Raw genomic sequence first — 26,030 nt, 5'->3', positions numbered from 1 at the left:
CACGCGTTCGTCACTCTGCTTTGACTTTCACGCCCATAAACACAATTACCATGGCTGTCACCAGCAGGAAACCGCTGCCCGCGAAGACGCCGCTGGCACCGTTGAGGTCGAATACAGCACCACCCACTGCCGCACCGGCGCTTATCGCCAGCTGGATAGAGGCCACCAGCAAACCACCCGCACTTTCGGCTTCATCCGGCACGGTGGTGGCAAGCCACGTTGACCAGCCCACCGGTACCAGACCAAACGCAAAGCCCCACAGCGCGACCAGTAACCCGTCCAGCATCGCCAGATGACCAAACGCCACCATGGTGAGAGCAAGCACGCCCATCGCGAACGGTACCAGTGCCAGCGTCAGGCGCAGATTACGCGCCAGCAGATGCCCGGCGACGGAGGTGCCGATGAAGTTGGCAATCCCAAAGCCCAGCAGGATCAGCGAGATGCTCTCCACGCTCGCCTGCCCCACCGTTTCAAGGAACGGACGCAGGTAGGTAAAGAAGGCAAAGTGGCCGCTGAAGATAAGAATGGTCGCCAGCATGCCGCCAATCATCCCCGGACGACGCAGCACGCGGAACAGCGTACTCAGGCTGCCGCTGCTTTCCGGCTTCATGGACGGCAGTACCCAGAGCTGCCACAGCAGCGCCAGCATGCTCGGCAGAATGCAGAGAATAAAGACGTTACGCCAGCCAATCAGGCTACCCAGATAGCTTCCCAGCGGCGCCGCCACCACCGTCGCAATCGAGACGCTGGAGAATATCACCGCCAGCGCTTTCGGCACTTTATCGGCGGGCACCAGGCGCATCGCCGTGGCGGTCGACATCGCCCAGAATCCCCCGATCGCCACACCCAGCAACAGCCGGCCCATCAGCAGGACGTGCAGCGTGGGCGCAAAGGCCACCAGCAGGCTGGAGATGATCTGCAGCACCGAGAAGAACATCAATACCCAGCGACGGTCGATATTTTTGGTGGCCGGCGTGATGAGCAACCCGGTGACCAGCGCCACCAGCGCAGTGGCCGTCACCGCCTGTCCGGCCATCCCCTCGGACACCCCCAGGCTCGCGGCCATCGGCGTCAGCAAACTGGCGGGCAGGAATTCTGCTGTGATCAGGCCGAATACGCCGAGCCCCAGTGAGTAGACGGCTCGCCAGGCGGGTTTTGCAGGCGTGACCGCCTCTCTCGCCACGACACATGAATTCATCTGTTGTTCTCCCGTTATAAAAATGTGACAACTGTCGCAAAAGCATAGTGGGTTCACCCTGGACGATCTATGACATATAATCTCCACTTATTGATTATCCGTCCGGAGTTGCGTCATGACCGCTCAGTCACCCGATTTGATTAGCGAACTTTTGCACGGCATGCGCCTGTCGGGCGTGAAATACCGTCGAATTGAGGCCAGCGCGCCGTTTGGCGTGGCGTTTCACCAGGCGCCCGGCAAAGCCCAGTTCCATTTTGTCAGCCACGGCAGCGCCCTTTTGCGTATGGAGAGTGGCGCCACCTTCACGCTGAATGGCGGCGACGCCCTTTTTATCCCGAACGGCAACGCCCATGCCCTGCTCTCTGACGAGCACGCCAGCATTACCCCGGTCAGTGCATTCCCCAGCGAGCCTATCTGCGGTTCGGTCTGTGCGATCACCTGTGAGCCGTGTCCTGAAAGCGAGAACACCATCATCTTCAGTGGATGCATGGATTTTGAACTGGGCGGGATGCAGCCGCTGATCAAGGCGATGCCGGAAGTGATGATGGTGAGCCGGCTGATGTCCACATGGCCGGAAATTCATCCGCTGCTGGCAGCGATGGAGCGGGAATCAATGACCCGCCAGGCCGGTTTCGCCGGGATCCTCGCGCGACTTGCCGACGTGGTGGCCGCGTTGATCGTACGTGGCTGGGTTGAAGGTGGCTGCGGCAAAGCTACCGGCTGGGTGCAGGTATTGCGCGACCCGCGTTTGAGCCGGGCCATTTACGCCATGCATCAGCAGCCAGGCCTGAACTGGAGCGTGGCGGATCTGGCGAAAGAAGCGGGCACTTCCCGCTCCGTGTTTGCTGAACGTTTTCTGGCGGCCACGGGAACCACACCGGCAAAATATCTCAGCGAACTGAGGATGCGGCTGGCCATTCAGTACATCCGCCACGAAAACCAGCCTATTGAAACCGTCGCGTTGCGTCTGGGGTACGGTTCACTGGCCGCGTTCAGTCGGGCATTTAAGCGCATTATTGGGCATGCGCCGGGCACGTTGCGCGAGACCAGCCAGACCCCGGAAGAGGTCTGAGCCAGGCGTTAGCGCTGCGTATTTTTTGCCAGTCGCCTTTCGCGATTTAATTATGGGGCGTGCTAAGGGAGCACCTTGCGCTATTCCGGAATAAAAGAGCATTCCGCGCATATTATTATCGCGCCATGATTTGCGCCCGTTGATTAAATTAAAAGCAATATAATTATTTATCATAAAAAAGAATTACCTTTCATCGAGATAGCAAATTCTCCCAATCCCTTCCGGCGCATAACCAGACGGTAAATTGTCTGGTTATGCGCAAAATGGGATATTCGACACGCGAAGCGGCCAATATTCGTCTAAGGTTTTCAGGTGATTGATAACAGCGGCAACGCTGCTCAGCGAATACAGGAGATGAACCGATGATAAGACCTCGTACACTACGCCCTGCTCTTTTGCACCTGGCTTTGGGCGGCGCGTTACTCGGTGTGACAACATGGGGTTATGCGGAAGAACAACTCACCACCCAGACAAGCTCCCCCGATATTTTACTTGGTCCTCTCTTTAATGATGTGCAAAGTGCCAAACTGTTTCCCGATCAAAAGACCTTTGCTGACGCCGTGCCGAAAAGCGATCCGCTGATGATTCTGGCGGATTATCGGATGCAGCGTACCCAGTCTGGCTTCGATCTGAAGCACTTTGTGGAAATGAACTTTACGCTGCCAGCGGAGGGTGAAAAATACGTCCCGCCAGCCGGGCAAACTTTACGTGCACACATTGATGACCTCTGGCCCGTACTGACCCGCACCACCGATAAAGCGAGTAATAAGTGGGATTCCCTTCTGCCGCTGCCTAAACCCTATGTCGTGCCTGGTGGACGTTTTCGCGAGGTCTACTACTGGGACAGTTATTTCACCATGTTAGGGCTGGCTGAGAGTGGCCACTGGGACAAAATCAGCGATATGGTGGACAACTTCGCTTACGAGCTGGACAGCTGGGGACATATCCCGAACGGCAACCGTAGCTACTACCTGAGCCGCTCCCAGCCTCCGTTCTTCGCGCTGATGGTCGAGTTGCTGGCGACCCATGACAGCGATGCGCTGAAGAAATACCGTCCGCAAATGGAGAAAGAGTACGCCTACTGGATGGAGGGGGCCGACACGCTGCAGGCCGGACAAGCCAACAAACGTGTAGTGAAGCTGGACGATGGCTCAGTGCTCAACCGCTACTGGGATGACCGCGATACGCCGCGTCCTGAATCCTGGCTCGATGATATGACCACCGCTAAAAGCAATCCTAACCGACCGGCCACGGAGATCTACCGCGATTTACGCTCAGCGGCCGCCTCGGGGTGGGACTTTAGCTCCCGCTGGATGGACGATCCGCAAAAACTGGGCACGATCCGCACCACCAGCATTGTGCCTGTCGATCTTAACGCCCTGATGTTTAAGATGGAAAAATTGCTGGCCAGGGCAAGCCAGGCATCCGGCGATACCTCCGCTGCCAGCAAGTATGACGCGCTGGCGACCGCGCGTCAGAAAGCGATCGAGAGCCATCTGTGGAATGATAAAGAGGGCTGGTACGCGGATTACGATCTTAAGAGTAAAAAGGTACGTAATCAGCTTACGGCAGCCGCACTTTATCCGCTCTATGTGAAGGCGGCTTCGCAGGATCGCGCTGATAAGGTCGCTGCAGCGGCATCGTCACGCCTGCTCAAACCGGGTGGCATTTCCACCACCACCATCAACAGCGGCCAGCAGTGGGATGCACCTAACGGCTGGGCACCGCTGCAATGGGTGGCGACAGAGGGGTTGCAGAATTACGGGCAGGATAAGGTGGCAATGGATGTGACCTGGCGCTTCCTGAAAAATGTTCAGCATACCTATGACCGCGAACAGAAGCTGGTAGAGAAGTATGACGTTTCGAGTACCGGTACAGGGGGCGGTGGCGGTGAATATCCGCTGCAGGATGGCTTCGGCTGGAGCAACGGCGTGACGCTGAAAATGCTGGATCTGGTCTGTCCGAAAGAGAAACCGTGCGACAGCGTGCCGGAGAATCAGCCGGCGGCAAACGATGCTGTCGCACCGGCGAAAAGTACGGCGCAATAAAGCGGCCTCATTCCCTCACCCTCTCCCGCCAGGAGAGGGTGAATGGGCCGTCTTACGGGGTTTAACAGGGCATCAGAAGCTGTAGCTCGCGCCTAACTGATAGGTTCGGTCACGTCCAATCCAGCAGTTGGTCGCATCGTAACAGGTCAACGTCTCTTTATTGGTGATGTTCTGCGCGCTCGCTTTCAGGGTCAGCCCTTCAAGCGAAGGCAGAATTTCGCCCATCCGATAGGATGCCGCCAGATCGTACTGCGTGGTGCCACCGAGTTTACCCGCGTCGTTCGCCGGTGAAATCTCCATCGGCCCGGTGTAGCGCGCCCCGGCCCCCAGCATCAATCCTTTCAGTGGCGTATTCTCAAAGGTGTAATCCCCCCACAGGTTGAATGCATTTTCCGGCACCTGCGTAGGGCGTTTGCCCTGATACTTATCGTCCTGCGTATTGATGGCGTGAGTGTATGCGTAGTTGGCAATCAGGTTCAGATTGTCTGTCGGACGGCCAATCACAGACAACTCCGCCCCTTTAGACTCCACTTCGCCGGTCTGACGATAGTTCAGGAAGCCGGGATCGGAGGTAACGACATTCTTCTGGCGAATAGTAAACACTGAGGCGGTAAAGGTGGTGGCGTACTCTGCCAGCAGATATTTCACCCCGCCCTCCACTTGCCTGCTGGTGGTCGGCTTGACCTCTTTCGCCGTCAGGGTTCCCTGCGGCGAGACCGGGGCAAACCCTTCTGAATAGCTGACAAACGGAGAGAGACCGTTGTCGAAGGCGTAGAGCGCGCCCAGTCGTTTGGTAACACGATCCTGCGATACCCACGCCTTGTCGCCGTTATGCAGATAATCGGTGGTGACGGAGCGATAATCATCATAGCGCAGGCTGCCCAACAGATTTAAGCCGCCAAACTCCACCTGATCCTGCAGGTAATACCCATTCTGCTGATAGCTCAGACGGTTTTTCTGCGCGGTATACAGCCCCAGCGCATCCTCATGGACCTGTGAATAGTCCGGATTGCGCATATCAATCCCCGGTGTTGTCGAGGCATAGCGGTAGTGGAAGTGGGAATTCAGCTTCTGGTAATCAAACCCGGCCAGCAGATGGTGTTTCCACTTACCCAGCGCAACGGTTTTGGTCACCTGATTATCAATGTTGAAGCTCCGGAGATCTTCATCCGTGGTGTAGGCAAAGCGGTTAAGCTGATTGACTTCACTGCCCGGCCCGGTTGCATAAATACTGCGCTGGTGGGTATCGATGTCAAAATAGCGCGCCTTCTGGTTAAAGCCCCAGCCGCTGTCAAATTCATGTTCAAAGCTGTAACCCAGCATCCACTGGCGCTGTTTAAACCCGCTCCATTCGTCGCCGGCATAATCTCGCTTGCCCGCATATTTCGAACGCAGCCAGGCGAGCGGCAGCGGGTTAGACGGCGTCAGGCTTGGGGAGTTTTGCGCCAGCGCATCAAGGGTGAGGCGCGTTTTGTTGTCCGGTTGCCAGGTGACAGACGGCGCAACCAGGTAGTTTTCATACCGGGAGGTGTGCGGCTGATCGTCACTCTCCGTCGCTTTCCCCAGCAGACGGTAGTTCCAGTCGCTATCGGCAATTTGCCCGGTCGAATCCAGATACCCCTCTTTCAGGTTACGGTTGCCGGTGTTAAAGCCCAGTTCGGTCCGTGCGGCTTGTTGCGGTTTTTTACTCTGAATATTCACCAGCCCACCCGGCGAGGCACCGCCGTACAGTACCGATGAAGGACCTTTGAGAATATCAACGCTTTCAACCAACAGCGGATCGATGCGGGCTTTGGTATTGCCGGTGACGTTATAGGGTAACTGCAGCCCGTTGTAGAACTCCTGATCGACGGTAAATCCGCGAATTTTATATTCGCTCATGTAGGAGGTGTTTCCGCGCACCTCGGTCGACACACCCGGTGCATAGCGCAGGATCTCATTCACGGAGTTCGCGTGACGTTTATCGATTTCCTGTGCCGACAGGGTATTGATCACCTGCGGGGTTTTACTCTCGGCAACGGCTGATTTTGTTGCGCTGTTCGTCCAGCCGGGCAGTACGCTGCCCTGCTCTGAGCCCGTGACTACGATGGTTGATTCTTCGGCAAACGCCTGTACCTGCAATGCCAGCGTCACGGCTCCTGCCAACGCGCATAACGTGAAACGAGAGGGGTTCATAAAGTCGTCTTGTGATTAAATGTAATCAGGAACGACAATTATTATCATTTCGATTAGCAAATCAATATGCACGTAAAAAAACGGCCCTCCTTGAGAGCCGTTTTAGTGAAGTTATGCCCGTCGCAGTAACCTGAAAATGCCCAGCACCACAATGGCACCCACGACAGCCACCAGGAAACTGTGCAGGTCAAAACCGCTGATGCTGCCACCAAAGCCAAACATCGTCGCCAGCCAGCCGCCTACAACCGCCCCCACGACACCGAGCACACACGTCAGTATGAAGCCGCCACCATCATTTCCCGGCATGATAAGTTTAGCGATAGCGCCAGCAATTAGACCAAAGATAATCCAGGCGATAATACCCATAGCGATGCCCTCTTGCAGGTTTAATGCATGCGCAGAAAACCTTCTGCGCAGGTAACTTAAGTATAGGTCATCCCTGGAAAACTAATTTCATCTCACCGACTTATCTTCTCTGCAATCTGAAAAAAAACTCATCGGTTTGTATTAAGTTTCATTGTGCAGTGCCGATAACGCAAAGACAGTCTGTCATCTATCAAGGAGCCATCCGGCGTGAGTAATTACAGTGAGCAGTTCCTCAAGCAAAATCCGCTGGCTGTATTAGGGGTATTGCGTGACCTGCAAAAAGGTGAAGTGCCGCTGCGCATCAGCTGGTCAAACAATCAGTTCATCAGCAAGATCCTCGACGTCTCGCAGGAGCGACTGGTTATCGATCTGGGCAGTCAGGAGTATGAAAACCGCGCCGCACTGAAAGCAGAGAAACTCGCGGTGATGGCAGAGACCCACGGTGCAAAAGTGGAATTTGTGCTCCCGCGCCTCGAAATGAGCGAATACCAGGGTCTTCCCGCGTTTGTCACACCACTGCCTGCCAACCTGTGGTTTGTGCAGCGCCGGGAATATTTCCGCATCAGCGCCCCCCTCCACCCTGCCTATTTTTGTAAGGCTAAAATGCCGGACAAAAAAGAGCTCCGCTTCCGCCTCTTCGACCTGTCGCTGGGCGGTATGGGCGCGCTGATGGATACGCCGAAACCTGACGGACTGGTCGAAGGCATGCGATTCTCGCAAATTGAACTGGATATGGCCGGCTGGGGACGGTTTTATTTTGATGCCCAGTTGATTGCCATCAGCGAGCGTAAGGTGGTGGACAGCAAAAACGAAACGATTACCACGCCGCGTCTGAGTTTTCGCTTCCTGAACGTCGGACCCGGTTCAGAGCGCGAACTGCAGCGCATTATCTTTGCACTGGAGCGCGAAGCACGGGAACGTGCGAATAAAGTTCTGTGAGGAAAACGGGCAGCGTGACCGCCGCCCGCCTGCGGCATTACATGGCATCCATCGCTTTCTGTACTTTCCAGATGTAACGCGGAGCCTGTGGTGCCGGATGATTTTTCGCCACATGTTCAACGAATTCATCTTTGTCCATGCCGTTAATCTCTTCTATCGCCTCTTTACGGTCAGAGGAGAAGGTTCGCAACAGCGCCCCGGCCCCGTTGACGTAAGAGACCACCAGCGCGTATTGCATCACTTCCGGGTCGTCGATGCCCTTCAGTACGCCATGCTCCAGAATGCTGAGATAGGCTGTCCCCATGGAGATATTACGCTCCGGGTTCTTCAGCTCGCTGGTCGACGGTTGACCGCTCCAGCCCATGTAGCGGTAGACCTCTTTACCTGCGGTAGACGCTTTAAGCTGCATCAGCCCCACTGCGTTTGATTTGCTGACAAGCGTGGGATTACCGCCGGATTCAACGGCAATGATCGCGGTGATAAGACGCGGACTGACGCCCCATGCCTTCCCGGCTTGCTCGCTGATCGGCATCCACTGCATGGCCCGTTTCACCGGCACTTCCGGGTTCCAGGGCGGATTTTGATAGTCATGTCTGGAACTACAGCCCGCAAGCAACACAATCAAAAAAGCAAACCATCTCAATTTCACGTCATCTATCCTTATAGCCGGTCATCGCAGTGCGCCGCCCCTTGAAGCGGGCAGCGTATAAGCGGCATGATATAGACAATTAGTTTCTCATTCAGCAAGGAATTGCCATGTCTCAGTTTCATCTTATCGCACCGTCGGGCTACTGCATCAATCAGGACGCGGCACAACGGGGCGTTCAGCGCTTACTGGGCTTCGGCCACCAGGTAGAAAATCAGACGATTATCCCTCGCCGCCAGCAGCGTTTTGCCGGAACCGAGGCCCAGAGACTGAATGATATCAACAGCCTGGTGAACCTGAAGGGTGAGGATCGGATCGTGCTTGCGGTGCGGGGGGGCTACGGCGCGAGCCGGTTACTGGAGAGCATTGACTGGCAAGGTCTGGCGCAGCGTCAACAGCAGGACCCGCTGCTGATATGCGGCCACAGCGACTTCACGGTGATCCAGCTTGGGCTGCTGGCGCTGCATAACGTCATTACCTTCAGCGGCCCGATGCTGGCCGGAAATTTTGGTGCGCCGGCGCTCGATGCGTTTACCCTTGAGCATTTCTGGCGCGCCCTGCGAAACCCAACCTACAGCATAACGTGGCAAGGCCAGGGGCCGCACTGGGCCTGTGAAGGCCAACTCTGGGGGGGTAACCTGGCAATGCTGGTCTCGCTCATCGGTACGCCGTGGTTGCCGGACATCGAAGACGGCATTCTGGTGCTGGAAGATATTAACGAACATCCGTTCCGCGTCGAGCGCATGTTATTGCAGCTTTATCATGCCGGGATCCTTGAACGTCAGTCAGCAATCGTGCTGGGCAGTTTTAGCGGTGCGGCACCCAATGATTACGACGCCGGTTACTCCCTTGAAACGATGGTTGATTTCATCCGTTCCCGTCTCGATATCCCGGTTATCACTGGTCTGGATTTTGGCCATGAGCAACAAACCGTAACCCTTGCGCTGGGGGCACATGCGTCCCTGATACATGATGATTCAGGCAGTCGGTTAACAATAAGCGGTCATCCGGTCATAAAGGCATAAAAAAGCCGTTAAACCCCTTAATAAAACGCTGTTGCCGTGGTTAATATGTTAGGGTTTTAGTAACAGCGTTAACATTGAGGTGGGAGTAAGACAACATTGGATGCCGCAGCGATAATCAGCCTTTTCATTCTGGGTTCTGTGCTTGTAACCTGTAGTATATTATTAAGTTCATTTTCATCGCGTCTCGGCATACCTATTCTCGTTATTTTCCTTGCTATCGGCATGCTGGCTGGCATCGATGGCATCGGCGGTATTCCTTTCGATAACTACCCTTTCGCCTACATGGTGAGTAACCTCGCGCTGGCAGTGATCCTGCTGGACGGCGGGATGCGCACTCAGGCGAGCTCGTTCCGCGTCGCCTTAGGGCCGGCGCTGTCGCTCGCGACCGTAGGCGTATTAATCACATCCGGCCTGACCGGGATGATGGCCGCCTGGCTGTTCCATCTCAATATCATGGAAGGCTTGCTGATTGGCGCTATTGTCGGTTCAACCGATGCGGCGGCGGTCTTTTCCCTGCTTGGCGGTAAAGGGCTTAACGAACGTGTTGGCTCCACGCTTGAGATTGAATCCGGCAGTAACGATCCCATGGCGGTGTTTCTCACCATCACGCTGATTGAGATGATCCAGCAGCACGAAAGCGGGCTGAGCTGGATGTTTGCCTGGCATATCCTGCAGCAGTTTGGTCTGGGGATTATTCTTGGCCTCGGCGGCGGCTATCTGCTGCAGCAGATGATCAACCGGATTTCACTTCCGGCCGGGCTTTACCCTCTGCTGGCGCTGAGCGGCGGCATTCTGATTTTTGCCGTCACCACCGCGCTGGATGGCAGCGGCATTCTTGCCGTCTACCTCTGCGGCTTCCTGATGGGTAACCGCCCTATTCGCAACCGTCACGCCATTTTGCAGAACTTCGACGGACTGGCCTGGCTGGCGCAAATTGGCATGTTCCTGGTGCTTGGCCTGCTGGTTACCCCTTCAGACCTGCTGCCTATCGCCGTGCCGGCGCTGATGCTGTCGGCATGGATGATCTTCTTCGCCCGTCCACTGTCGGTGTTTGCAGGCCTGCTGCCGTTTCGCGGCTTTAACCTGCGCGAGCGTATCTTTATCAGTTGGGTGGGTTTGCGCGGCGCGGTGCCGATTATCCTTGCCGTGTTCCCGATGATGGCGGGCCTGGATAATGCCCGACTGTTCTTCAACGTCGCATTCTTCGTTGTTTTGATTTCACTCCTGTTCCAGGGCACGTCACTCGGCTGGGCGGCGAAAAAGGCAAAAGTGGTGATCCCCCCCGTTGGCTGGCCCGTCTCCCGCGTCGGGCTGGATATTCATCCGGAAAACCCGTGGGAACAGTTTGTGTATCAGCTTAGCGAAGACAAATGGTGCGTGGGCGCGTCGCTGCGCGATCTGCATATGCCCGCCGAAACGCGGATTGCCGCCTTGTTCCGCGACAATGTTCTGCTTCACCCTACCGGCAGCACCCGTCTGCGTGAAGGGGATATTTTGTGCGTGATTGGCCGCGAGCGCGACCTGCCCGCGCTGGGTAAATTGTTCAGCCAGTCGCCACCGGTGGCGCTGGATCAGCGTTTCTTCGGCGATTTTATTCTGGAAGCGAGCGCCAAATTTGCGGATGTTGCCTTGATTTACGGTCTGGATGAAGGGCTGGAGTATCGCGATAAGCAGCAAACGCTGGGGGAAATTATCCAGCAACTGCTTGGCGCAGCACCCGTTGTTGGTGACCAAGTCGAGTTTGCCGGGATGATCTGGACGGTGGCCGAGAAAGAAGATAACGCGGTACGCAAAGTCGGCGTAAGGCCGATGGAAGAAGAGTCAGAGTAGTTTAGGTGACATGTCTTACTGGCCGGGGAAGGCATTATCGCCCCCCGGCACATCGCATAGTTACACCGTCACAACCGGTACGCGCGGCGCCAGAGCGCACATCAGCTCATAGCCAACGGTCCCTGCAGCAGCGGCCACATCGTCAATTTTAATTTCATTTCCCCACAGCTCAACCGGTGAACCAATCCCCGCCTGCGGGCACGGCGTGAGGTCTACCGCCAGCATATCCATTGAGACCGTCCCCACGGTACCCGTGCGAACGCCATCCACCCACACCGGCGTGCCGGTCGGAGCGATGCGCGGGTAGCCGTCGGCATAGCCTCCCGCCACAATGCCAATTCGCTGTTCGCCTGTCGCCCGGTAACGGCTGCCGTAGCCCACCGTGGAACCGGCCTTCAGCGTTTGTACGCCGATGATTTCGCTGCGCAGGGTCATCACCGGTTTCAGGCCGCTGTTAGCAATATCCTGCCACTGCCCTGACGGTGACGCGCCGTACAGAATGATCCCCGGGCGTACCCAGCTGTAGTGCGCCTCCGGGTGCCACAGCGTGGCCGCCGAGTTAGAGAGCGAGCGCGAACACGCCAGACCTTCAGCCGCCTGCTCAATCCGCACCATCGCCTCGGCGATGCCATCGGGTTTTTCCGCGTCGGCAAAGTGCGCCATCAGCGTCATTTCGCCCACATTCTTGATGCCGCGCAGCTGTTGCCATACCGTATGTACCCGCTCGGGCTGGAAGCCCAGGCGGTTCATGCCGCTGTTCACCTTGAGATAAATGTCGAGCGGAGCATGCAGTCTGGCGTCCTGCAGGGCTTTAACCTGCCAGTTGCTGTGAATGCTGGTGGTCAGCCGGTACTTATCCAGCAACGGTAGATCGTCGGCATGGAAGAACCCTTCCAGCAATAATATAGGGCCTTTCCAGCCACGCTCGCGCAGCAAAATGGCCTCTTCCAGATTCAGTAACGCAAAACCGTCGGTCGCGCTGAGCGCGCTCCAGATGCGGTCAATACCGTGGCCGTAGGCGTTCGCTTTCACCACCGACCAGACGCGTGAACCTGGCGCAGCACGGCGAACAATCTGCAGGTTATCCTTCAGGGCCTGCAAGTCCAGCTGAGCCAGAACAGGACGGGACATGACAACTCCTTAGTTATGCGCGCCGTGCAGGTGCTGTGGACGCGAGGGGGTGAACCCAGATTGATAGCGCGCGGCACTTAAATCGTCAAACGGAATTGCCGGGGTGCGACCGGAAATCAAGTCGCTCAACAGCTGACCTGAGCCACAGGCCATTGTCCAGCCGAGGGTGCCGTGTCCGGTATTCGTCCACAGGTTTTTGAACGGAGTGCGGCCCACAATCGGCGTGCCGTCTGGCGTCATTGGACGCAGACCGGTCCAGAACGTGGCCTGCTCGACAAAACCGCCGCGCGGGAAGAGATCGCCCACGACCATCTCCAGCGTTTCACGACGCGGCTGCAGCAGCTCGGTGTTGAAGCCGACAATCTCCGCCATGCCGCCTACGCGGATACGGTTATCGAAGCGGGTAATGGCGATTTTATAGGTTTCATCCAGAATGGTGGAGACGGGGGCGCCGCTGTCCTCTTTCACCGGGATGGTCAGGGAGTACCCCTTCAGCGGATAGACCGGAATGTCCAGAATGCCCTTCAGCATGGCGGTGGAGTAAGAGCCAAAGGCCATGACGTAGGCATCCGCTTTGATCACCTCTTCGCCGCACTTCACGCCGTAAATATTACCGCCTTCCGACAGCAATTTATCGACGGGCGTGTTAAAGCGGAATGTTACCCCTGCCTGCTCGCACATCTGCGCCAGACGCTGGGTAAAGAGCTGACAGTCGCCGGTTTCATCGTTGGGTAAACGCAGGCCGCCCGTCAGTTTGTGGGACACCTCCGCCAGCGCCGGTTCAACCTGTCCCAGCTGACTGGCCTCGAGGAGTTGATACGGAACACCGGCATCTTCCAGCACGGCGATATCGCGGGTGGCGTTTTCGTACTGTTGCGCCGTGCGGAACAGCTGCAGCGTACCGCCCTGACGGCCTTCGTACTCAATGCCGGTGGTGGCGCGCAAGGTTTTCAGGCAGTCACGGCTGTATTCCGCCAGACGCACCATACGCCCTTTGTTTTCCATGTAATGGCGGGTGTCGCAGTTGCGCAGCATCTGCCACATCCACTTAAGCTGGAACTGCGTGCCGTCGAGGCTAATGGCCAGCGGCGCATGGCGCTGGAACATCCATTTAATCGCCTTCAGTGGCACGCCGGGAGCCGCCCACGGTGCCGCATAGCCCGGAGAGATTTGCCCGGCATTCGCCGCGCTGGTTTCCAGCGCAGGGCCTGGCTCACGATCGATAACGGTAACGTCATGCCCCGCCTGACTTAAATACCAGGCGCTGGTTACGCCAACCACACCACTTCCCAGTATGACAACACGCATAGCCACTCCATAATGTGCAAAAGAACAATCTTCTAATTACAGATTGATAACCTAGTTGAAAATATTATTCAACATACGACTTTTTTATGGTGACTTATCTCACATCTTCCCCTACTGGCGGGGAAAGGACTTATTTGGGATCTCCTGCTGCGCGTTATTTTTAACCAGCATAAAACTCTGCGTGAACCGCTTTTTTTACCGTATTGAAAACGGGAAATCGTAAAGAAAAAATTTCTGCTCCAGCACGCTTTTTAACACGTTGATCTATGCTTGAAAGGAGGCTCTCCAGACAGAGAGAGCACCCACAACGAGGGCGCGCTAATGGCTACTATTGATTCCCTGAACAAGGACAACACACGTCTCAGCGATGGACCCGACTGGACCTTTGAGTTGCTGGATGTCTACCTCGCTGAAATCGACCGGGTAGCAAAACTCTATCGCCTGGATACTTATCCTCACCAGATTGAAGTCATAACCTCCGAACAGATGATGGATGCCTATTCCAGCGTCGGGATGCCGATCAATTATCCGCACTGGTCGTTTGGTAAAAAATTTATTGAAACGGAACGGCTGTATAAACACGGCCAGCAGGGGCTGGCGTATGAAATCGTCATCAACTCCAACCCGTGTATCGCTTACCTGATGGAAGAGAACACCATTACCATGCAGGCGCTGGTGATGGCGCATGCCTGCTACGGGCACAACTCTTTCTTCAAGAATAACTATCTTTTCCGCAGCTGGACGGACGCCAGCTCGATCGTCGATTACCTGATCTTCGCCCGTAAATACATTACCGACTGCGAAGAGCGCTACGGCGTCGATGAAGTGGAAAAACTGCTCGACTCCTGCCATGCGCTGATGAACTACGGCGTAGACCGCTACAAACGGCCGCAGAAAATTTCCCTGCAGGAGGAGAAAGCCCGGCAGAAAAGCCGCGAGGAGTATCTGCAAAGCCAGGTGAATATGCTGTGGCGCACCTTGCCTAAGCGTGAAGAAGAGAAAGCTGTCGCTGAGGCGCGCCGCTACCCGTCTGAGCCACAGGAAAACCTGCTCTACTTTATGGAGAAGAATGCGCCGCTGCTGGAGTCATGGCAGCGTGAGATCCTGCGCATTGTGCGTAAGGTCAGCCAGTACTTCTATCCGCAAAAACAGACGCAGGTGATGAACGAAGGCTGGGCGACATTCTGGCATTACACCATCCTCAACCATCTGTATGACGAGGGGAAAGTCACCGAACGGTTTATGATGGAATTCCTCCACAGCCATACCAACGTGGTGTTCCAGCCGCCTTACAACAGCCCGTGGTACAGCGGCATCAACCCGTATGCCCTCGGCTTTGCGATGTTCCAGGACATCAAACGTATCTGCCAGTCGCCAACGGAAGAGGACAAATACTGGTTCCCGGATATTGCCGGTTCGGACTGGCTGGAAACGCTGCATTTTGCGATGCGCGATTTCAAGGATGAGAGCTTTATTAGCCAGTTTATGTCGCCGAAGATCATGCGCGATTTCCGCTTCTTCACCGTGCTGGATGATGACCGTAACAACTTCCTGGAAATTTCAGCGATTCATAACGAAGAGGGATACCGGGAGATCCGCTCTCGCCTCTCTTCCCAGTACAACCTGAGCAATCTTGAACCCAATATTCAGGTATGGAACGTGGATCTCCGCGGAGACCGCTCTCTGACGCTGCGCTACATCCCGCACAACCGTGCCCCGCTGGATAAAGGGCGCAAAGAGGTGCTGAAGCATGTGCATCGCCTGTGGGGCTTTGACGTGCTGCTGGAGCAGCAGAATGAAGACGGTAGCGTGGAGCTGCTGGAGCGCTGCCCGACGCGAATGAATACGCTGTAGTGCCGGCCTGAACCGAAACGCCCGCGTCAGGGCGAAAAAAAACCTCTCAGCTGAGAGGTTTTTTCTTTTAGCGGGTCTGGATGGCCAGGTCACCCGGCAGTGTTTTTTGCATCCGGTGCCAGATTTCACCGGAGTCGCGACCGTAGCGGCGCACGGTTTCATACACCTGATCGTGCTGACCGGTGGAACAGAGCTCGCTCAGCTTGTGGTAAAAACCCAGCGCCAGACTGCGGGCTTCCGGATTGGCAAAGTAGTGACGGCCGATACGGGTATAGAGCCCTTTCATGCCGTTAAGGATGAGGCCATAAATCGGGTTACCGGAGGCAAACGCCAGGCCGCGGAAGATGTTGTAATCAAGGGTAGCAAACGCATCCGCATGATCTTCCACCTGGTTGGCACTGGCCAGAACCTGGAGCGCATCTTCCGGGTGCTGACGGAAAGCCGTACGAATAAAGATGGTGGCGATATTGGTACGCACGGAGAGCAGATTATCAATCAGCTGCGGCACGCTTTCATGATCGAGGCGCGCCAGCGTTTCAAGAATATTCAGCCCGGAGGTTTCCCAGAAATTGTTTACTTTTGTTGGCTTGCCATGCTGAATCGTCAACCACCCATCACGCGCCAGTCGCTGGAGCACTTCCCGAAGCGTGGTGCGAGTGACGCCAATCAGTTCAGAGAGTTCGCGTTCAGCCGGAAGAATGGACCCTGCAGGGAAACGATTATTCCAGATGCTTTCAATGATGTACTCTTCCGCGAAACCCGCCGGGCTCTGCGCCTTAATGACCATAGTGAGATTTCCATTACACAGCTTTAGCAAATTGCACTCATCATACCAGAGGCTCGCAGAGGCAGATAGCGCAGCAGTGAGAGAAAAGAGGGATCGCCGTTTCATTTTTATGAAATTTACATTGCAGCCGAATCCCCCTCCAGACCGTGATTTTTGCGTATACTGATGTTTTGTTTTACTTCACGGGGAAGAACGTCTGTCGTGGAAATTTCTTTTGGGCGCGCGTTATGGCGCAATTTTTTAGGCCAGTCTCCCGACTGGTACAAGCTGATACTTCTGGTGTTCCTGGTTGTTAATCCTCTCATCTTTATTGTGCACCCGTTTATTGCCGGGTGGCTGCTGGTCGCGGAGTTTATCTTCACCCTGGCCATGGCGCTGAAGTGCTATCCCCTGCTGCCTGGCGGTTTGCTGGCCATTGAAGCGGTTGTCATTGGCATGACCAGCGCCGAGCATGTAAAGGCAGAACTGGCCTCAAACCTTGAAGTGCTTCTGCTGCTGATGTTTATGGTGGCCGGCATCTACTTTATGAAACAGCTGCTGCTGTTTATTTTTACCCGCCTGCTGCTGAGCATTCCTTCAAAAACGCTCCTGTCGCTGGCTTTCTGCGTGGCTGCGGCATTTCTTTCAGCCTTCCTGGATGCGCTGACGGTGGTCGCCGTGGTGATAAGCGTCGCGGTCGGGTTTTATGGTATTTATCACCGGGTGGCCTCTTCACGTCCCGGCGATGACCTGCTTGATGACAGCCAGGTCGATAATGACCACCGCGAGGTGCTGGAACAGTTCCGCGCCTTCCTGCGCAGCCTGATGATGCATGCCGGCGTCGGGACCGCCCTGGGCGGCGTGATGACGATGGTGGGTGAACCGCAAAACCTGATCATTGCTAAAGCTGCGGGCTGGCATTTCGGTGATTTCTTCCTGCGAATGGCACCGGTGAGCATACCGGTTCTGGTGTGCGGTCTGGCGACCTGTGTAGTGGTGGAGAAATTCAGCCTCTTTGGCTATGGTGCGCATATTCCGGCGCCCGTGCGTCAGGAACTGCAGAAATTCGACCAGCAAAGCCGTAGCCAGCGGACGCGTCAGGAGACGCTGCGTCTTATTGCACAGGGCGTCATCGGCGTCTGGCTTATCGCCGCGCTGGCGTTTCATCTTGCCGAAGTCGGTTTAATTGGCTTGTCGGTGATTATTCTCGCCACCAGTTTTACCGGCGTGACGGATGAGCATGCGATTGGCAAAGCCTTTACGGAAGCCCTGCCCTTTACCGCCCTGCTGGCCGTCTTTTTTGCGGTCGTCGCGGTGATCATCGACCAGAAGCTTTTCGCGCCGATCATTACCTTTGTCTTGCAGGCGGCACCGGATGCTCAGCTTTCGCTGTTTTATCTGTTTAATGGGCTGCTGTCGTCTATCTCGGATAACGTGTTTGTTGGCACGGTCTACATCAACGAGGCCAAAACGGCCATGGAGCAAGGCGTCATCAGCGCCGGACAGTTCGAACTGCTGGCGGTGGCAATTAACACCGGGACCAACCTGCCGTCGGTGGCGACGCCCAACGGTCAGGCGGCGTTCCTGTTCCTGCTGACCTCTGCGCTGGCTCCACTCATACGTCTTTCTTATGGGCGAATGGTCTGGATGGCGCTTCCCTATACGCTGGTGCTCACGCTTGTAGGATTGCTTTGCGTCAAAATTACCCTTATTCCCTGTACGCAATGGTTGATACAAGCGGGTATACTTGCCGCGCAGTAAACCTGATATATCGGGCAGCTTGCTGCCCGTTTACCTTTTCGCACGATAAACATCCAATTACGTTTTATTTCGTCAGGTACAGGTGGCGCGAAAAACGAATTCGTTTACACTGCGCTTTCTAAGCATGTTCCAGGGAAATGATTATGTTGAGATTTTTAAACCAGTGCTCTCGCGGTCGCGGAGCGTGGTTGTTAATGGCCCTGACCGCCTTTGCGCTGGAAATGGTCGCGCTGTGGTTCCAGCATGTGATGGGACTTCAGCCTTGCGTACTCTGTATTTACGAACGCTGTGCATTGTTCGGCATTATGGGTGCGGGTCTGGTGGGTGCGATTGCCCCTAAATCGCCGTTACGCTATGCCGCAATTGCCATCTGGCTGTACAGCGCCTGGAAAGGTATTGAGCTCTCCTGGCAGCACACCATGATGCAACTGCATCCGTCACCTTTTATGACCTGTGATTTCGCCGCCCGCTTCCCGAGCTGGCTGCCGCTTGATAAATGGCTGCCGCAGGTGTTTGTTGCTTCCGGTGACTGCTCTGTGCGCCAGTGGGAATTCCTGAGCCTTGAGATGCCGCAGTGGCTGGTGGGGATTTTTGTGGCCTACTTCATTGTGGCGCTGCTGGTGCTCATCGCACAGCCGTTCAAACCCAAGAAACGCGACCTGTTTGGCAGGTAAAAAAAAACCCGCCTCGGCGGGTTTTTCTTATCCACGGTTGGGATGATTCATGATGTGATCTTCCCAGTCCTGTACCTCTGACTCTTTCACCGCAATATGACGCACAGAGATGCGTTCACCGTGCATCGCCGCTTTGGAGCCCGTCAGCAGCGGGTGCCATTTTGGCAGGTCTTTGCCTTCCGCCAGCAGACGATAGGCGCAGGTATGCGGCAGCCATTCGAAGGTGGGCAGGTTCTCACGGGTTAGCTTGATGCAATCCGGCTCGTACTCGAAGCGACGCTCATAGTTGCGACACTGGCAGGTTTTGATGTTCAGCTGCTTGCAGGCAACGTTGGTGAAATAGATTTCGTCCGAATCTTCATCCATCAGTTTATGCAGGCAGCACTGCCCGCAACCGTCACACAACGATTCCCACTCCACGTCTGTCATTTGGTCGAGAGTTTTGCTTTGCCAGAAAGGAATGTTGTTCATCAGGATGTCCACACGTCAAAAGAGAGCGCACCTTATAACGAGTCTGGCACGTTGTTGCAAGTTTTGCCGCCCTCTTCAGGCGGCAAGATGCTTTTACAGCACGCGAGTTTTCAGTGACAGACCGTTAAAACTGACGTCCAGTTCGTCACCGGCCTGCAGCGGGCCGACACCTTCTGGCGTACCGGTGAGGATCACATCGCCCGGTTTCAGGGTAAAGAAGCGGCTCATGTAGGCAATCAGCGGCACAATTTTATGGATCATATCTGCCGTGGTGCCCTGCTGGCGGATCTCGCCGTTAACCTTCAGGCTGAGCGGGGTGTTCTGCGGATCGTCGGTAAATTCACTTACCGGAATAAAACCGGAGATCGGGCAAGCGTTATCAAACCCTTTGGCCTTTTCCCACGGCTGCCCCGCTTTCTTCATTTTGCCCTGAACATCACGCAGGGTCAGGTCGAGCGCGACACCGTATCCGGCAATCGCCTTTTGCACATGCTCTTCGGAGGCCTGACGCAGCGTCGCGCCAATCAGCACGGCCAGCTCCACTTCATGATGCACCGACCCCAACCCCTGCGGCAGCGCCAGCGGCTGGCGAATGTCGCACAGCGCGGTTTCTGGCTTGATGAACAGGACCGGCTCGTCTGGCGTCGCGCTGCCCATCTCCTGAATATGTTTGGCATAGTTACTGCCTACGCAGACCACTTTGCTGACGGGATAATCCAGTAATGCACCTTGCCAGTTATGATGTTGATACATGTACGACCCCTAAACGGTTGATGTGTTAACCCCGAAAACAGCCGGGACTATTTTTTCCCGTTCACCTCAAGATGCTGTTTTAATAAATTCTCGGGTGGTGGCGGGAGCTGTAAATAATAGCCTTGCTCCGCTAATGCGGTTTTCACTTTTTCCAGATCGGCGTTGACCAGTTTCTTACGGCCATCCAGCGGCAGCAGCATCGCCAGCTGAGGTCGGCCAAAGTTCTTCATTAATTCTTCAGGTACGCGCGAAAAATCGTCTTTCTTTTCGACATAAAGATAGGTCTGGTCACGACTTGTACTTCTGTAGATCACACAAAACATGTTTTTACTCTGAATTAATGGGTGGTTGCTTGCCTCAATATACTCCTGACTATAACATGCCTGATACTCTTCGGAATATCGCAACGGCGGTGTTGCGGTTAATAGCAAATTGAGTAAGGCCAGGATGTCAAACACGCCAATCGAGCTTAAAGGCAGTAGCTTCACCTTATCAGTGGTACATTTGCATGATGCAAAACCCGAGGTTATTCGTCAGGCGTTAGAAGACAAAATTGCGCAGGCTCCCGCTTTTCTGAAACATGCCCCCGTCGTCGTGAATGTCAGTGGTCTGGATGCACCGGTCAACTGGAAACTTCTCCAGCAAGCTGTGGCCGCGACCGGGCTGCGTATCGTCGGTATCAGCGGCTGCAAAGATGCTGAGCTAAAAGCAGAAATTGACCGGGCGGGTCTGCCCATTCTGACCGAAGGCAAAGAAAAAGCCGCGCGTCCTGCCCCAGCGGCAGTCCAAACGCCCCCTCCTCCGGTGCAAAACGTTACACCTGTCACAAAAACGCGATTGATTGATGTGCCGGTTCGTTCCGGTCAGCGCATTTATGCACCAAACTGTGATCTGATTGTTACAAGCCACGTCAGCGCTGGCGCAGAGCTGATTGCAGATGGCAATATTCACGTATACGGTATGATGCGTGGGCGTGCACTCGCGGGTGCAAGTGGTGACAGGGATGCGCAAATATTTTGTACTCATCTGACGGCGGAACTGGTGTCCATCGCAGGTGAATATTGGCTGAGCGACAAGATCCCAGCCGAATTTTATGGCAAAGCGGCTCGTCTGCGACTGGCAGACGACGCGTTGACCGTTCAACCGTTGAATTGATCCCTTTTTAACAAGGAATTTCTATGGCACGCATTATTGTTGTTACTTCGGGTAAAGGAGGCGTTGGCAAGACCACCTCCAGCGCGGCCATCGCTACTGGTTTGGCCCAGAAGGGAAAGAAAACCGTCGTTATCGATTTCGATATCGGTCTGCGTAACCTCGACCTGATCATGGGATGTGAACGTCGCGTGGTCTATGACTTCGTGAACGTCATTCAGGGCGACGCCACACTGAACCAGGCGCTGATTAAAGACAAGCGCACCGAAAACCTCTACATCCTTCCGGCTTCTCAGACGCGTGATAAAGACGCCCTGACCCGCGAAGGCGTGGAAAAGGTGCTCGACGAGCTGAAAAAAATGGAGTTCGACTTCGTTGTCTGTGACTCCCCTGCCGGCATCGAAACGGGCGCCCTGATGGCACTCTACTTCGCTGATGAAGCCATCATCACCACCAACCCTGAAGTCTCATCCGTGCGTGACTCGGACCGTATTCTGGGGATCCTCGCCTCCAAATCGCGTCGTGCGGAAAATGGCGAAGAACCCATTAAAGAGCACCTGCTGCTGACCCGCTATAACCCGGGTCGCGTGAACAAAGGTGACATGCTTAGCATGGAAGACGTGCTGGAGATCCTGCGCATCAAACTGGTCGGCGTGATCCCGGAAGATCAATCCGTATTGCGCGCCTCTAACCAGGGCGAGCCAGTGATCCTGGATACAATGGCAGATGCAGGTAAAGCGTACGCGGATACCGTTGACCGTCTGCTGGGAGAAGAACGTCCTTTCCGCTTCATTGAAGAAGAGAAGAAAGGTTTCCTCAAACGCCTGTTCGGAGGATAAGTTATGGCATTACTGGACTTTTTTCTCTCGCGGAAAAAGAACACCGCCAACATCGCAAAAGAACGACTGCAAATCATCGTTGCGGAGCGTCGTCGTAGTGACGCCGAGCCACACTACCTGCCGCAGCTGCGTAAGGACATCCTGGAAGTGATCTGTAAGTATGTGCAGATTGACCCGGAGATGGTCACGGTGCAGCTGGAGCAAAAAGACGGGGATATTTCGATTCTGGAGCTGAACGTTACGCTCCCGGAAGCCGAAGAGTCACGTCCGTAGTTCGGGATTGTGTATCCCGGTAAGCGTATGCCGCCGGGGAAATGTGCCGGGCATGTCAGCATGACCCGGCATTTTCATTATCGCGGATAACCTTCCAGCACAGTATTCAGGCGATCGGCCATCAATTCCCCGCGCCAGCCCGCCATCATTTCCGGCAAACCATTCTGAGGTTTCAGCTTCCAGTGCCAGTTCAGCAGCTGGTTAATCTGACGGCGTGACGCCAGCAGTTCCGCGCTCAGTTTGCTTTGCGTCGCGACGTCCTGCACCAGCGCTTTGATATCCTTGAACGCCTTGCGATAGCCCGGCATATCCATGAGATTCAGCAGTGGCTCCGGCAGTGCTTCGTCCGGCATTTCCTGCGCTTTTGCCACCAGCGCAAGCAGGGTTTTACCGTGGAAACGGATCTCGCTGCCGGAAAGCCCGATGCTGTCCAGTTCGCCCATGCTGCCCGGCATATACCGCGCGACCGCCCAGAGGTGTTCTTCGCGTACCACAAAGTTAACGGCCAGATCGCGCTCGCGTGCTTTACGCAAACGCCAGTCCGCTAACAGCTGCAGACACGCCAGCTGACGCGTACGCAGCTGCCAGGCGTTACTGATATCGCGCCAGGCCTCTTTCGGATCAACCACTTCCTGACGACGCTGCTGCGTCATTCGGCACTCATCCAGCGCGGCGGGCAACCAACCTGACGCTTCCGCCTCTTTCATCAGTTGGCCGGCAATCGGCAGGAGGTAAAACACGTCTGCCGCCGCGTATTCCAGTTGACGCTCGGTTAATGGGCGTGCCAGCCAGTCGGTGCGGGATTCGCTTTTATCCAGCGTCAGGCCCGTATACTCCTCAACCATGGCGGCAAAGCCCCATGAGAGCGGTCGATTACTGAAGGCCGCGAGGATCTGTGTATCAATCAACGGTTGTGGCATGACGCCAAAAGTATTCAGAAAGACTTCCAGATCTTCACTGCCTGCGTGCAGGTATTTCGTTACCGCAGTATCGAGCAGCAGGTCACGCATCGGCGTCCAGTCGGTAATGCCGAGCGGGTCGATCAGCGACACGTGTTTACCGTCGTACATCTGAATCAACCCCAGCTGCGGATAGTAGGTCCGGGTGCGGACAAACTCGGTATCCAGGGCAATGGCAGGAAAGTCGCGCGTCACTTCGCACAGCGAAGCCAGCTCGTCGTTGTTCGTGATCATCTGGTAATTCAAAACGGATTCTCTTTTGTTTGCGCCCATAAAAAACGCCGGCTTAACCGGCGTCTGGGCGATTAGCGTGAAGCTCAGGCCTTATTGTCTACTTTGCCACGGGCTTCGTCACGTAATTCTCGTCGTAATATCTTTCCGACATTCGATTTCGGCAGTTCCTCGCGAAACTCAACCAGCTTCGGCACCTTGTAGCCGGTCATCTGACGACGACAGAAGGTGATCAGCGCCTCCTCCGTAAGAGAAGGGTCTTTTTTGACCACAAAAATCTTCACCGCCTCGCCGCTGCTCCCGGAAGGGACGCCTATGGCAGCCACTTCGAGCACGCCGCTGTGCTGCATCACCACATCTTCGATTTCATTCGGGTAGACGTTGAAACCGGAAACCAGGATCATGTCTTTCTTACGATCGACAATACGCAGGAAGCCCTCTTCATCCATCACGGCAATATCACCGGTGTGCAGCCAGCCGTCTTTGATAATTTCATCGGTCGCATCGGGACGTTGCCAGTAGCCCAGCATCACCTGCGGCCCTTTAACACAGAGTTCGCCCGGTTCACCTGGTGCCACTTCGTTATCGTCATCATCAACCAGTTTGGCTTCGGTCGACGGAACCGGCAGGCCAATGCTTCCGCTGTGATAGTCGATATCGTGCGGGTTCACACTGACCAGCGGGGCGCATTCCGTCAGGCCATAGCCTTCCAGCAAATACTGACCCGTCAGTTTCATCCAGCGTTCGGCAACGGCCTGTTGAACCGGCATACCGCCACCCGCAGAGAGGTGCAGCGTGGAGAAATCGAGCTTCTGGAACTCTTTGTTGTTGAGCAGCGCGTTAAACAGCGTATTCACCCCGGTCATGGCGGTGAACGGATATTTCGCCAGCTCTTTCACCAGCCCCGGAATATCGCGCGGGTTCGTGATCAATACGTTTTGACCGCCCAGCTCAATAAACAGCAGACAGTTCATGGTCAGCGCGAAGATGTGATAAAGCGGAAGCGCGGTGATCACCAACTCTTTTCCGTGGTGCAGCAACGGTCCGTAGGTGGCATTCACCTGCTCAAGGTTTGCCAGCATGTTACGGTGGGTCAGCATGGCGCCTTTAGCCACACCCGTTGTGCCGCCGGTGTACTGCAGAAACGCGAGGTCTTCTGATACCACTTCCGGTTTAACGTATTGCATGCGGTAGCCCGCCTGCAGCGCACTGCGGAAGGAGATCGCGTCCGGCAGGTGGTATTTCGGCACCAGACGTTTGATGTATTTGACGACAAAGTTAACCAGTGTCCCTTTGGCGGTTGAGAGTTGATCCCCCATACGCGTCAGGATGACGTGTTTGACCTGGGTTTTGTCGACCACTTTTTCCAGCGTGTGGGCAAAGTTAGAGACAATCACAATGGCGGCGGCACCGCTGTCGTTGAGCTGATGCTCCAGCTCCCGCGGCGTATACAGCGGGTTAACGTTGACAACAATCATCCCGGCACGCAGGACACCGAACAGCGCCACCGGGTATTGCAGCAGGTTCGGCATCATCAGCGCGACGCGGTCCCCTTTTTGCAGCCCCAGCCCTTCCTGCAGATAGGCGGCGAACGCCCGACTACGCTCCTCAAGTTTACGGAACGTCATGACCTCGCCCATATTCACAAAAGCAGGCTGGTCTGCGTAACGCCTCACCGAGTGTTCAAACAATTCAACCAGGGATTGATAACGGTCAGGATTGATCTCGGCAGGAACATCTGCGGGATAACGGTTAAGCCAAACCTTCTTCAATGCATCACCTCTGAAATGAGTGTTCGTCGTCATCACAACCCCGATAATAAACAGTTTGTTAACATTATATTAACTCAGCGTACCAGTTTATTAATTGTTCAGATTTAAGGTTGCGAAGCGCGTCACTCTTTTTTTTCGTTTTATTCGTAAAAAACAGAGACAGCGGCTGAGCCGCTGTCTCTTTTCTAACAATTACAGGGAGTTACTCAGTAACGATTGTCTGAACCTGTGCAGGTCCCGGGTTATACCAGCCCCAGCCCGGGTAGCCATACCGATAAGGATGTGGACCCCACATCCACGGATCCATCGGCTGAGGTGGCATGATGACCTGCTGTGTCAGCCGCCAGCGCTTATACCCGTTGACCTGCATGGTCATAAATTTATACGGCGTGTTGCCGACTTTGCCCTCTACCGAACCGGTAATCGGGCCGACGACGGTGACCAGCTGTCCGCGAAAATCGACCGGGTCGAGAAAACCGCCAACGTCGGCATAAATACGCCCGCGGGAAGGTTCGCCAAGGATCGGCCGCGCACCGCTATCCAGCGGAACGGTGGCAATCTCCAGACGGGTTTTCCCCTGCTGGTTTTGCACCTCGATAACCTTGCCGCCAAAGCGCGCTTCCTGGCCGACGTAAAGCTCAGGCGCATTCATCACGCGAACCAGATCCTGCTGTGGCGTGGGGCTGCTGCCCTTAATCGCATCAGGAACGGAAACGCATCCGCTCAGTGCTATGGCCACTGCGCCTGCCATAAAAAGGCGTACAACTTTAGTCTGAACCGCCATGAT

Annotated in this window: 24 protein-coding genes; 11 read left to right on the top strand and 13 right to left on the bottom strand. The window is 55.3% G+C overall.

Annotated elements, in window-relative coordinates; translation table 11 throughout:
• Positions 1-10: 10 nt before the first annotated feature.
• On the bottom strand, positions 11-1,198 hold the full coding sequence (locus QRN24_RS08930) for an MFS transporter (RefSeq protein WP_032678410.1): 1,188 nt from the start codon (positions 1,196-1,198) through the stop codon (positions 11-13).
• 115 nt (positions 1,199-1,313) lie between these two features.
• Here QRN24_RS08930 and QRN24_RS08925 point away from each other — a divergent pair, with 115 nt between their 5' ends.
• The gene (locus QRN24_RS08925; RefSeq protein WP_025203880.1) at positions 1,314-2,270 is read left to right on the top strand and encodes an AraC family transcriptional regulator; all 957 of its coding nucleotides are present in this window, start codon (positions 1,314-1,316) and stop codon (positions 2,268-2,270) included.
• A gap of 362 nt (positions 2,271-2,632) precedes the next feature.
• A complete protein-coding gene (locus tag QRN24_RS08920; RefSeq protein ID WP_047955757.1) occupies positions 2,633-4,318 on the top strand; it encodes an alpha,alpha-trehalase in 1,686 nt (561 codons plus the stop codon).
• Between the two features lie 72 nt (positions 4,319-4,390).
• On the opposite strand, the gene QRN24_RS08915 is transcribed toward QRN24_RS08920, so the two are convergent.
• Positions 4,391-6,493 carry a TonB-dependent siderophore receptor gene (locus QRN24_RS08915; RefSeq protein WP_284942622.1) on the bottom strand — a complete coding sequence of 701 codons (2,103 nt, stop codon included), beginning with the start codon at positions 6,491-6,493 and terminating at the stop codon, positions 4,391-4,393.
• 111 nt (positions 6,494-6,604) lie between these two features.
• The gene (locus tag QRN24_RS08910; protein ID WP_010432765.1) at positions 6,605-6,859 is read right to left on the bottom strand and encodes a GlsB/YeaQ/YmgE family stress response membrane protein; all 255 of its coding nucleotides are present in this window, start codon (positions 6,857-6,859) and stop codon (positions 6,605-6,607) included.
• A 207-nt stretch (positions 6,860-7,066) separates the two neighbouring features.
• Between QRN24_RS08910 and ycgR the strand changes: the two genes are divergently transcribed.
• Positions 7,067-7,798, top strand: a complete 732-nt coding sequence (gene ycgR, locus QRN24_RS08905; protein WP_020883443.1) for a flagellar brake protein YcgR — start codon at positions 7,067-7,069, stop codon at positions 7,796-7,798.
• A 37-nt stretch (positions 7,799-7,835) separates the two neighbouring features.
• Here the strand turns inward: ycgR and emtA are convergent, their stop codons facing one another.
• The gene (gene emtA / locus QRN24_RS08900) at positions 7,836-8,447 is read right to left on the bottom strand and encodes a membrane-bound lytic murein transglycosylase EmtA (RefSeq protein ID WP_014170571.1); all 612 of its coding nucleotides are present in this window, start codon (positions 8,445-8,447) and stop codon (positions 7,836-7,838) included.
• Positions 8,448-8,554: 107 nt separating this feature from the next.
• Between emtA and ldcA the strand changes: the two genes are divergently transcribed.
• Together ldcA and QRN24_RS08890 are read left to right on the top strand one after the other, a co-directional pair.
• A complete protein-coding gene (gene ldcA, locus QRN24_RS08895; protein ID WP_014170572.1) occupies positions 8,555-9,469 on the top strand; it encodes a muramoyltetrapeptide carboxypeptidase in 915 nt (304 codons plus the stop codon).
• A gap of 96 nt (positions 9,470-9,565) precedes the next feature.
• A complete protein-coding gene (locus QRN24_RS08890) occupies positions 9,566-11,299 on the top strand; it encodes a potassium/proton antiporter (RefSeq protein WP_014170573.1) in 1,734 nt (577 codons plus the stop codon).
• A gap of 60 nt (positions 11,300-11,359) precedes the next feature.
• Here QRN24_RS08890 and dadX read toward each other — a convergent pair whose 3' ends face one another.
• Positions 11,360-12,430 carry a catabolic alanine racemase DadX gene (gene dadX / locus QRN24_RS08885; protein ID WP_025203876.1) on the bottom strand — a complete coding sequence of 357 codons (1,071 nt, stop codon included), beginning with the start codon at positions 12,428-12,430 and terminating at the stop codon, positions 11,360-11,362.
• Between the two features lie 9 nt (positions 12,431-12,439).
• Positions 12,440-13,738 (bottom strand): D-amino acid dehydrogenase, encoded by a 1,299-nt coding sequence (locus tag QRN24_RS08880; protein WP_020883441.1) that lies wholly within the window; start codon positions 13,736-13,738, stop codon positions 12,440-12,442.
• 321 nt (positions 13,739-14,059) lie between these two features.
• Between QRN24_RS08880 and QRN24_RS08875 the strand changes: the two genes are divergently transcribed.
• Positions 14,060-15,592 (top strand): SpoVR family protein, encoded by a 1,533-nt coding sequence (locus QRN24_RS08875; RefSeq protein WP_020883440.1) that lies wholly within the window; start codon positions 14,060-14,062, stop codon positions 15,590-15,592.
• A gap of 67 nt (positions 15,593-15,659) precedes the next feature.
• Here QRN24_RS08875 and fadR read toward each other — a convergent pair whose 3' ends face one another.
• On the bottom strand, positions 15,660-16,379 hold the full coding sequence (gene fadR / locus QRN24_RS08870; protein ID WP_025203875.1) for a fatty acid metabolism transcriptional regulator FadR: 720 nt from the start codon (positions 16,377-16,379) through the stop codon (positions 15,660-15,662).
• A gap of 201 nt (positions 16,380-16,580) precedes the next feature.
• Here fadR and nhaB point away from each other — a divergent pair, with 201 nt between their 5' ends.
• Together nhaB and dsbB are read left to right on the top strand one after the other, a co-directional pair.
• Complete coding sequence (nhaB, locus tag QRN24_RS08865; protein ID WP_020883438.1) at positions 16,581-18,119, top strand: Na(+)/H(+) antiporter NhaB; 1,539 nt, start codon at positions 16,581-16,583, stop codon at positions 18,117-18,119.
• Positions 18,120-18,262: 143 nt separating this feature from the next.
• On the top strand, positions 18,263-18,793 hold the full coding sequence (gene dsbB / locus QRN24_RS08860) for a disulfide bond formation protein DsbB (protein WP_020883437.1): 531 nt from the start codon (positions 18,263-18,265) through the stop codon (positions 18,791-18,793).
• Between the two features lie 27 nt (positions 18,794-18,820).
• Here dsbB and ycgN read toward each other — a convergent pair whose 3' ends face one another.
• The 3 genes from ycgN to QRN24_RS08845 all read right to left on the bottom strand — a co-directional run bounded on the left by ycgN (position 18,821) and on the right by QRN24_RS08845 (position 20,340).
• Positions 18,821-19,264 carry a cysteine cluster protein YcgN gene (gene ycgN, locus QRN24_RS08855; protein WP_020883436.1) on the bottom strand — a complete coding sequence of 148 codons (444 nt, stop codon included), beginning with the start codon at positions 19,262-19,264 and terminating at the stop codon, positions 18,821-18,823.
• Between the two features lie 93 nt (positions 19,265-19,357).
• On the bottom strand, positions 19,358-20,017 hold the full coding sequence (locus QRN24_RS08850; RefSeq protein ID WP_020883435.1) for a fumarylacetoacetate hydrolase family protein: 660 nt from the start codon (positions 20,015-20,017) through the stop codon (positions 19,358-19,360).
• Positions 20,018-20,064: 47 nt separating this feature from the next.
• Complete coding sequence (locus tag QRN24_RS08845; protein ID WP_020883434.1) at positions 20,065-20,340, bottom strand: YcgL domain-containing protein; 276 nt, start codon at positions 20,338-20,340, stop codon at positions 20,065-20,067.
• A gap of 124 nt (positions 20,341-20,464) precedes the next feature.
• On the opposite strand from QRN24_RS08845, the gene minC reads away from it, so the two are divergent.
• The 3 genes from minC to minE are packed head-to-tail and all read left to right on the top strand — an operon-like array spanning position 20,465 to position 22,281.
• The gene (gene minC / locus QRN24_RS08840) at positions 20,465-21,172 is read left to right on the top strand and encodes a septum site-determining protein MinC (protein WP_020883433.1); all 708 of its coding nucleotides are present in this window, start codon (positions 20,465-20,467) and stop codon (positions 21,170-21,172) included.
• Positions 21,173-21,195: 23 nt separating this feature from the next.
• Entirely contained in the window at positions 21,196-22,008 is an 813-nt protein-coding gene (gene minD / locus QRN24_RS08835; RefSeq protein WP_014170584.1) for a septum site-determining protein MinD, read from the top strand.
• Between the two features lie 3 nt (positions 22,009-22,011).
• Positions 22,012-22,281, top strand: coding sequence for a cell division topological specificity factor MinE (gene minE / locus QRN24_RS08830; protein WP_008500504.1), 270 nt, complete (start codon positions 22,012-22,014; stop codon positions 22,279-22,281).
• A 77-nt stretch (positions 22,282-22,358) separates the two neighbouring features.
• Here minE and rnd read toward each other — a convergent pair whose 3' ends face one another.
• The 3 genes from rnd to QRN24_RS08815 form a co-directional block, all read right to left on the bottom strand.
• Positions 22,359-23,474, bottom strand: a complete 1,116-nt coding sequence (gene rnd / locus QRN24_RS08825) for a ribonuclease D (RefSeq protein ID WP_284942638.1) — start codon at positions 23,472-23,474, stop codon at positions 22,359-22,361.
• Between the two features lie 83 nt (positions 23,475-23,557).
• Positions 23,558-25,243 carry a long-chain-fatty-acid--CoA ligase FadD gene (gene fadD, locus QRN24_RS08820; protein ID WP_284942621.1) on the bottom strand — a complete coding sequence of 562 codons (1,686 nt, stop codon included), beginning with the start codon at positions 25,241-25,243 and terminating at the stop codon, positions 23,558-23,560.
• A 202-nt stretch (positions 25,244-25,445) separates the two neighbouring features.
• Entirely contained in the window at positions 25,446-26,027 is a 582-nt protein-coding gene (locus tag QRN24_RS08815) for a Slp family lipoprotein (protein ID WP_020883430.1), read from the bottom strand.
• Between the last annotated feature and the right edge of the window lie 3 nt (positions 26,028-26,030).

The sequence above is a fragment of the Enterobacter sp. MEB024 genome (assembly GCF_030209635.1).
Taxonomy (GTDB): Bacteria; Pseudomonadota; Gammaproteobacteria; order Enterobacterales; family Enterobacteriaceae; genus Enterobacter; species Enterobacter ludwigii.
Note: the sequence above shows the minus strand (reverse complement) of the source record. Positions and strands in the feature narration are given on the sequence as shown.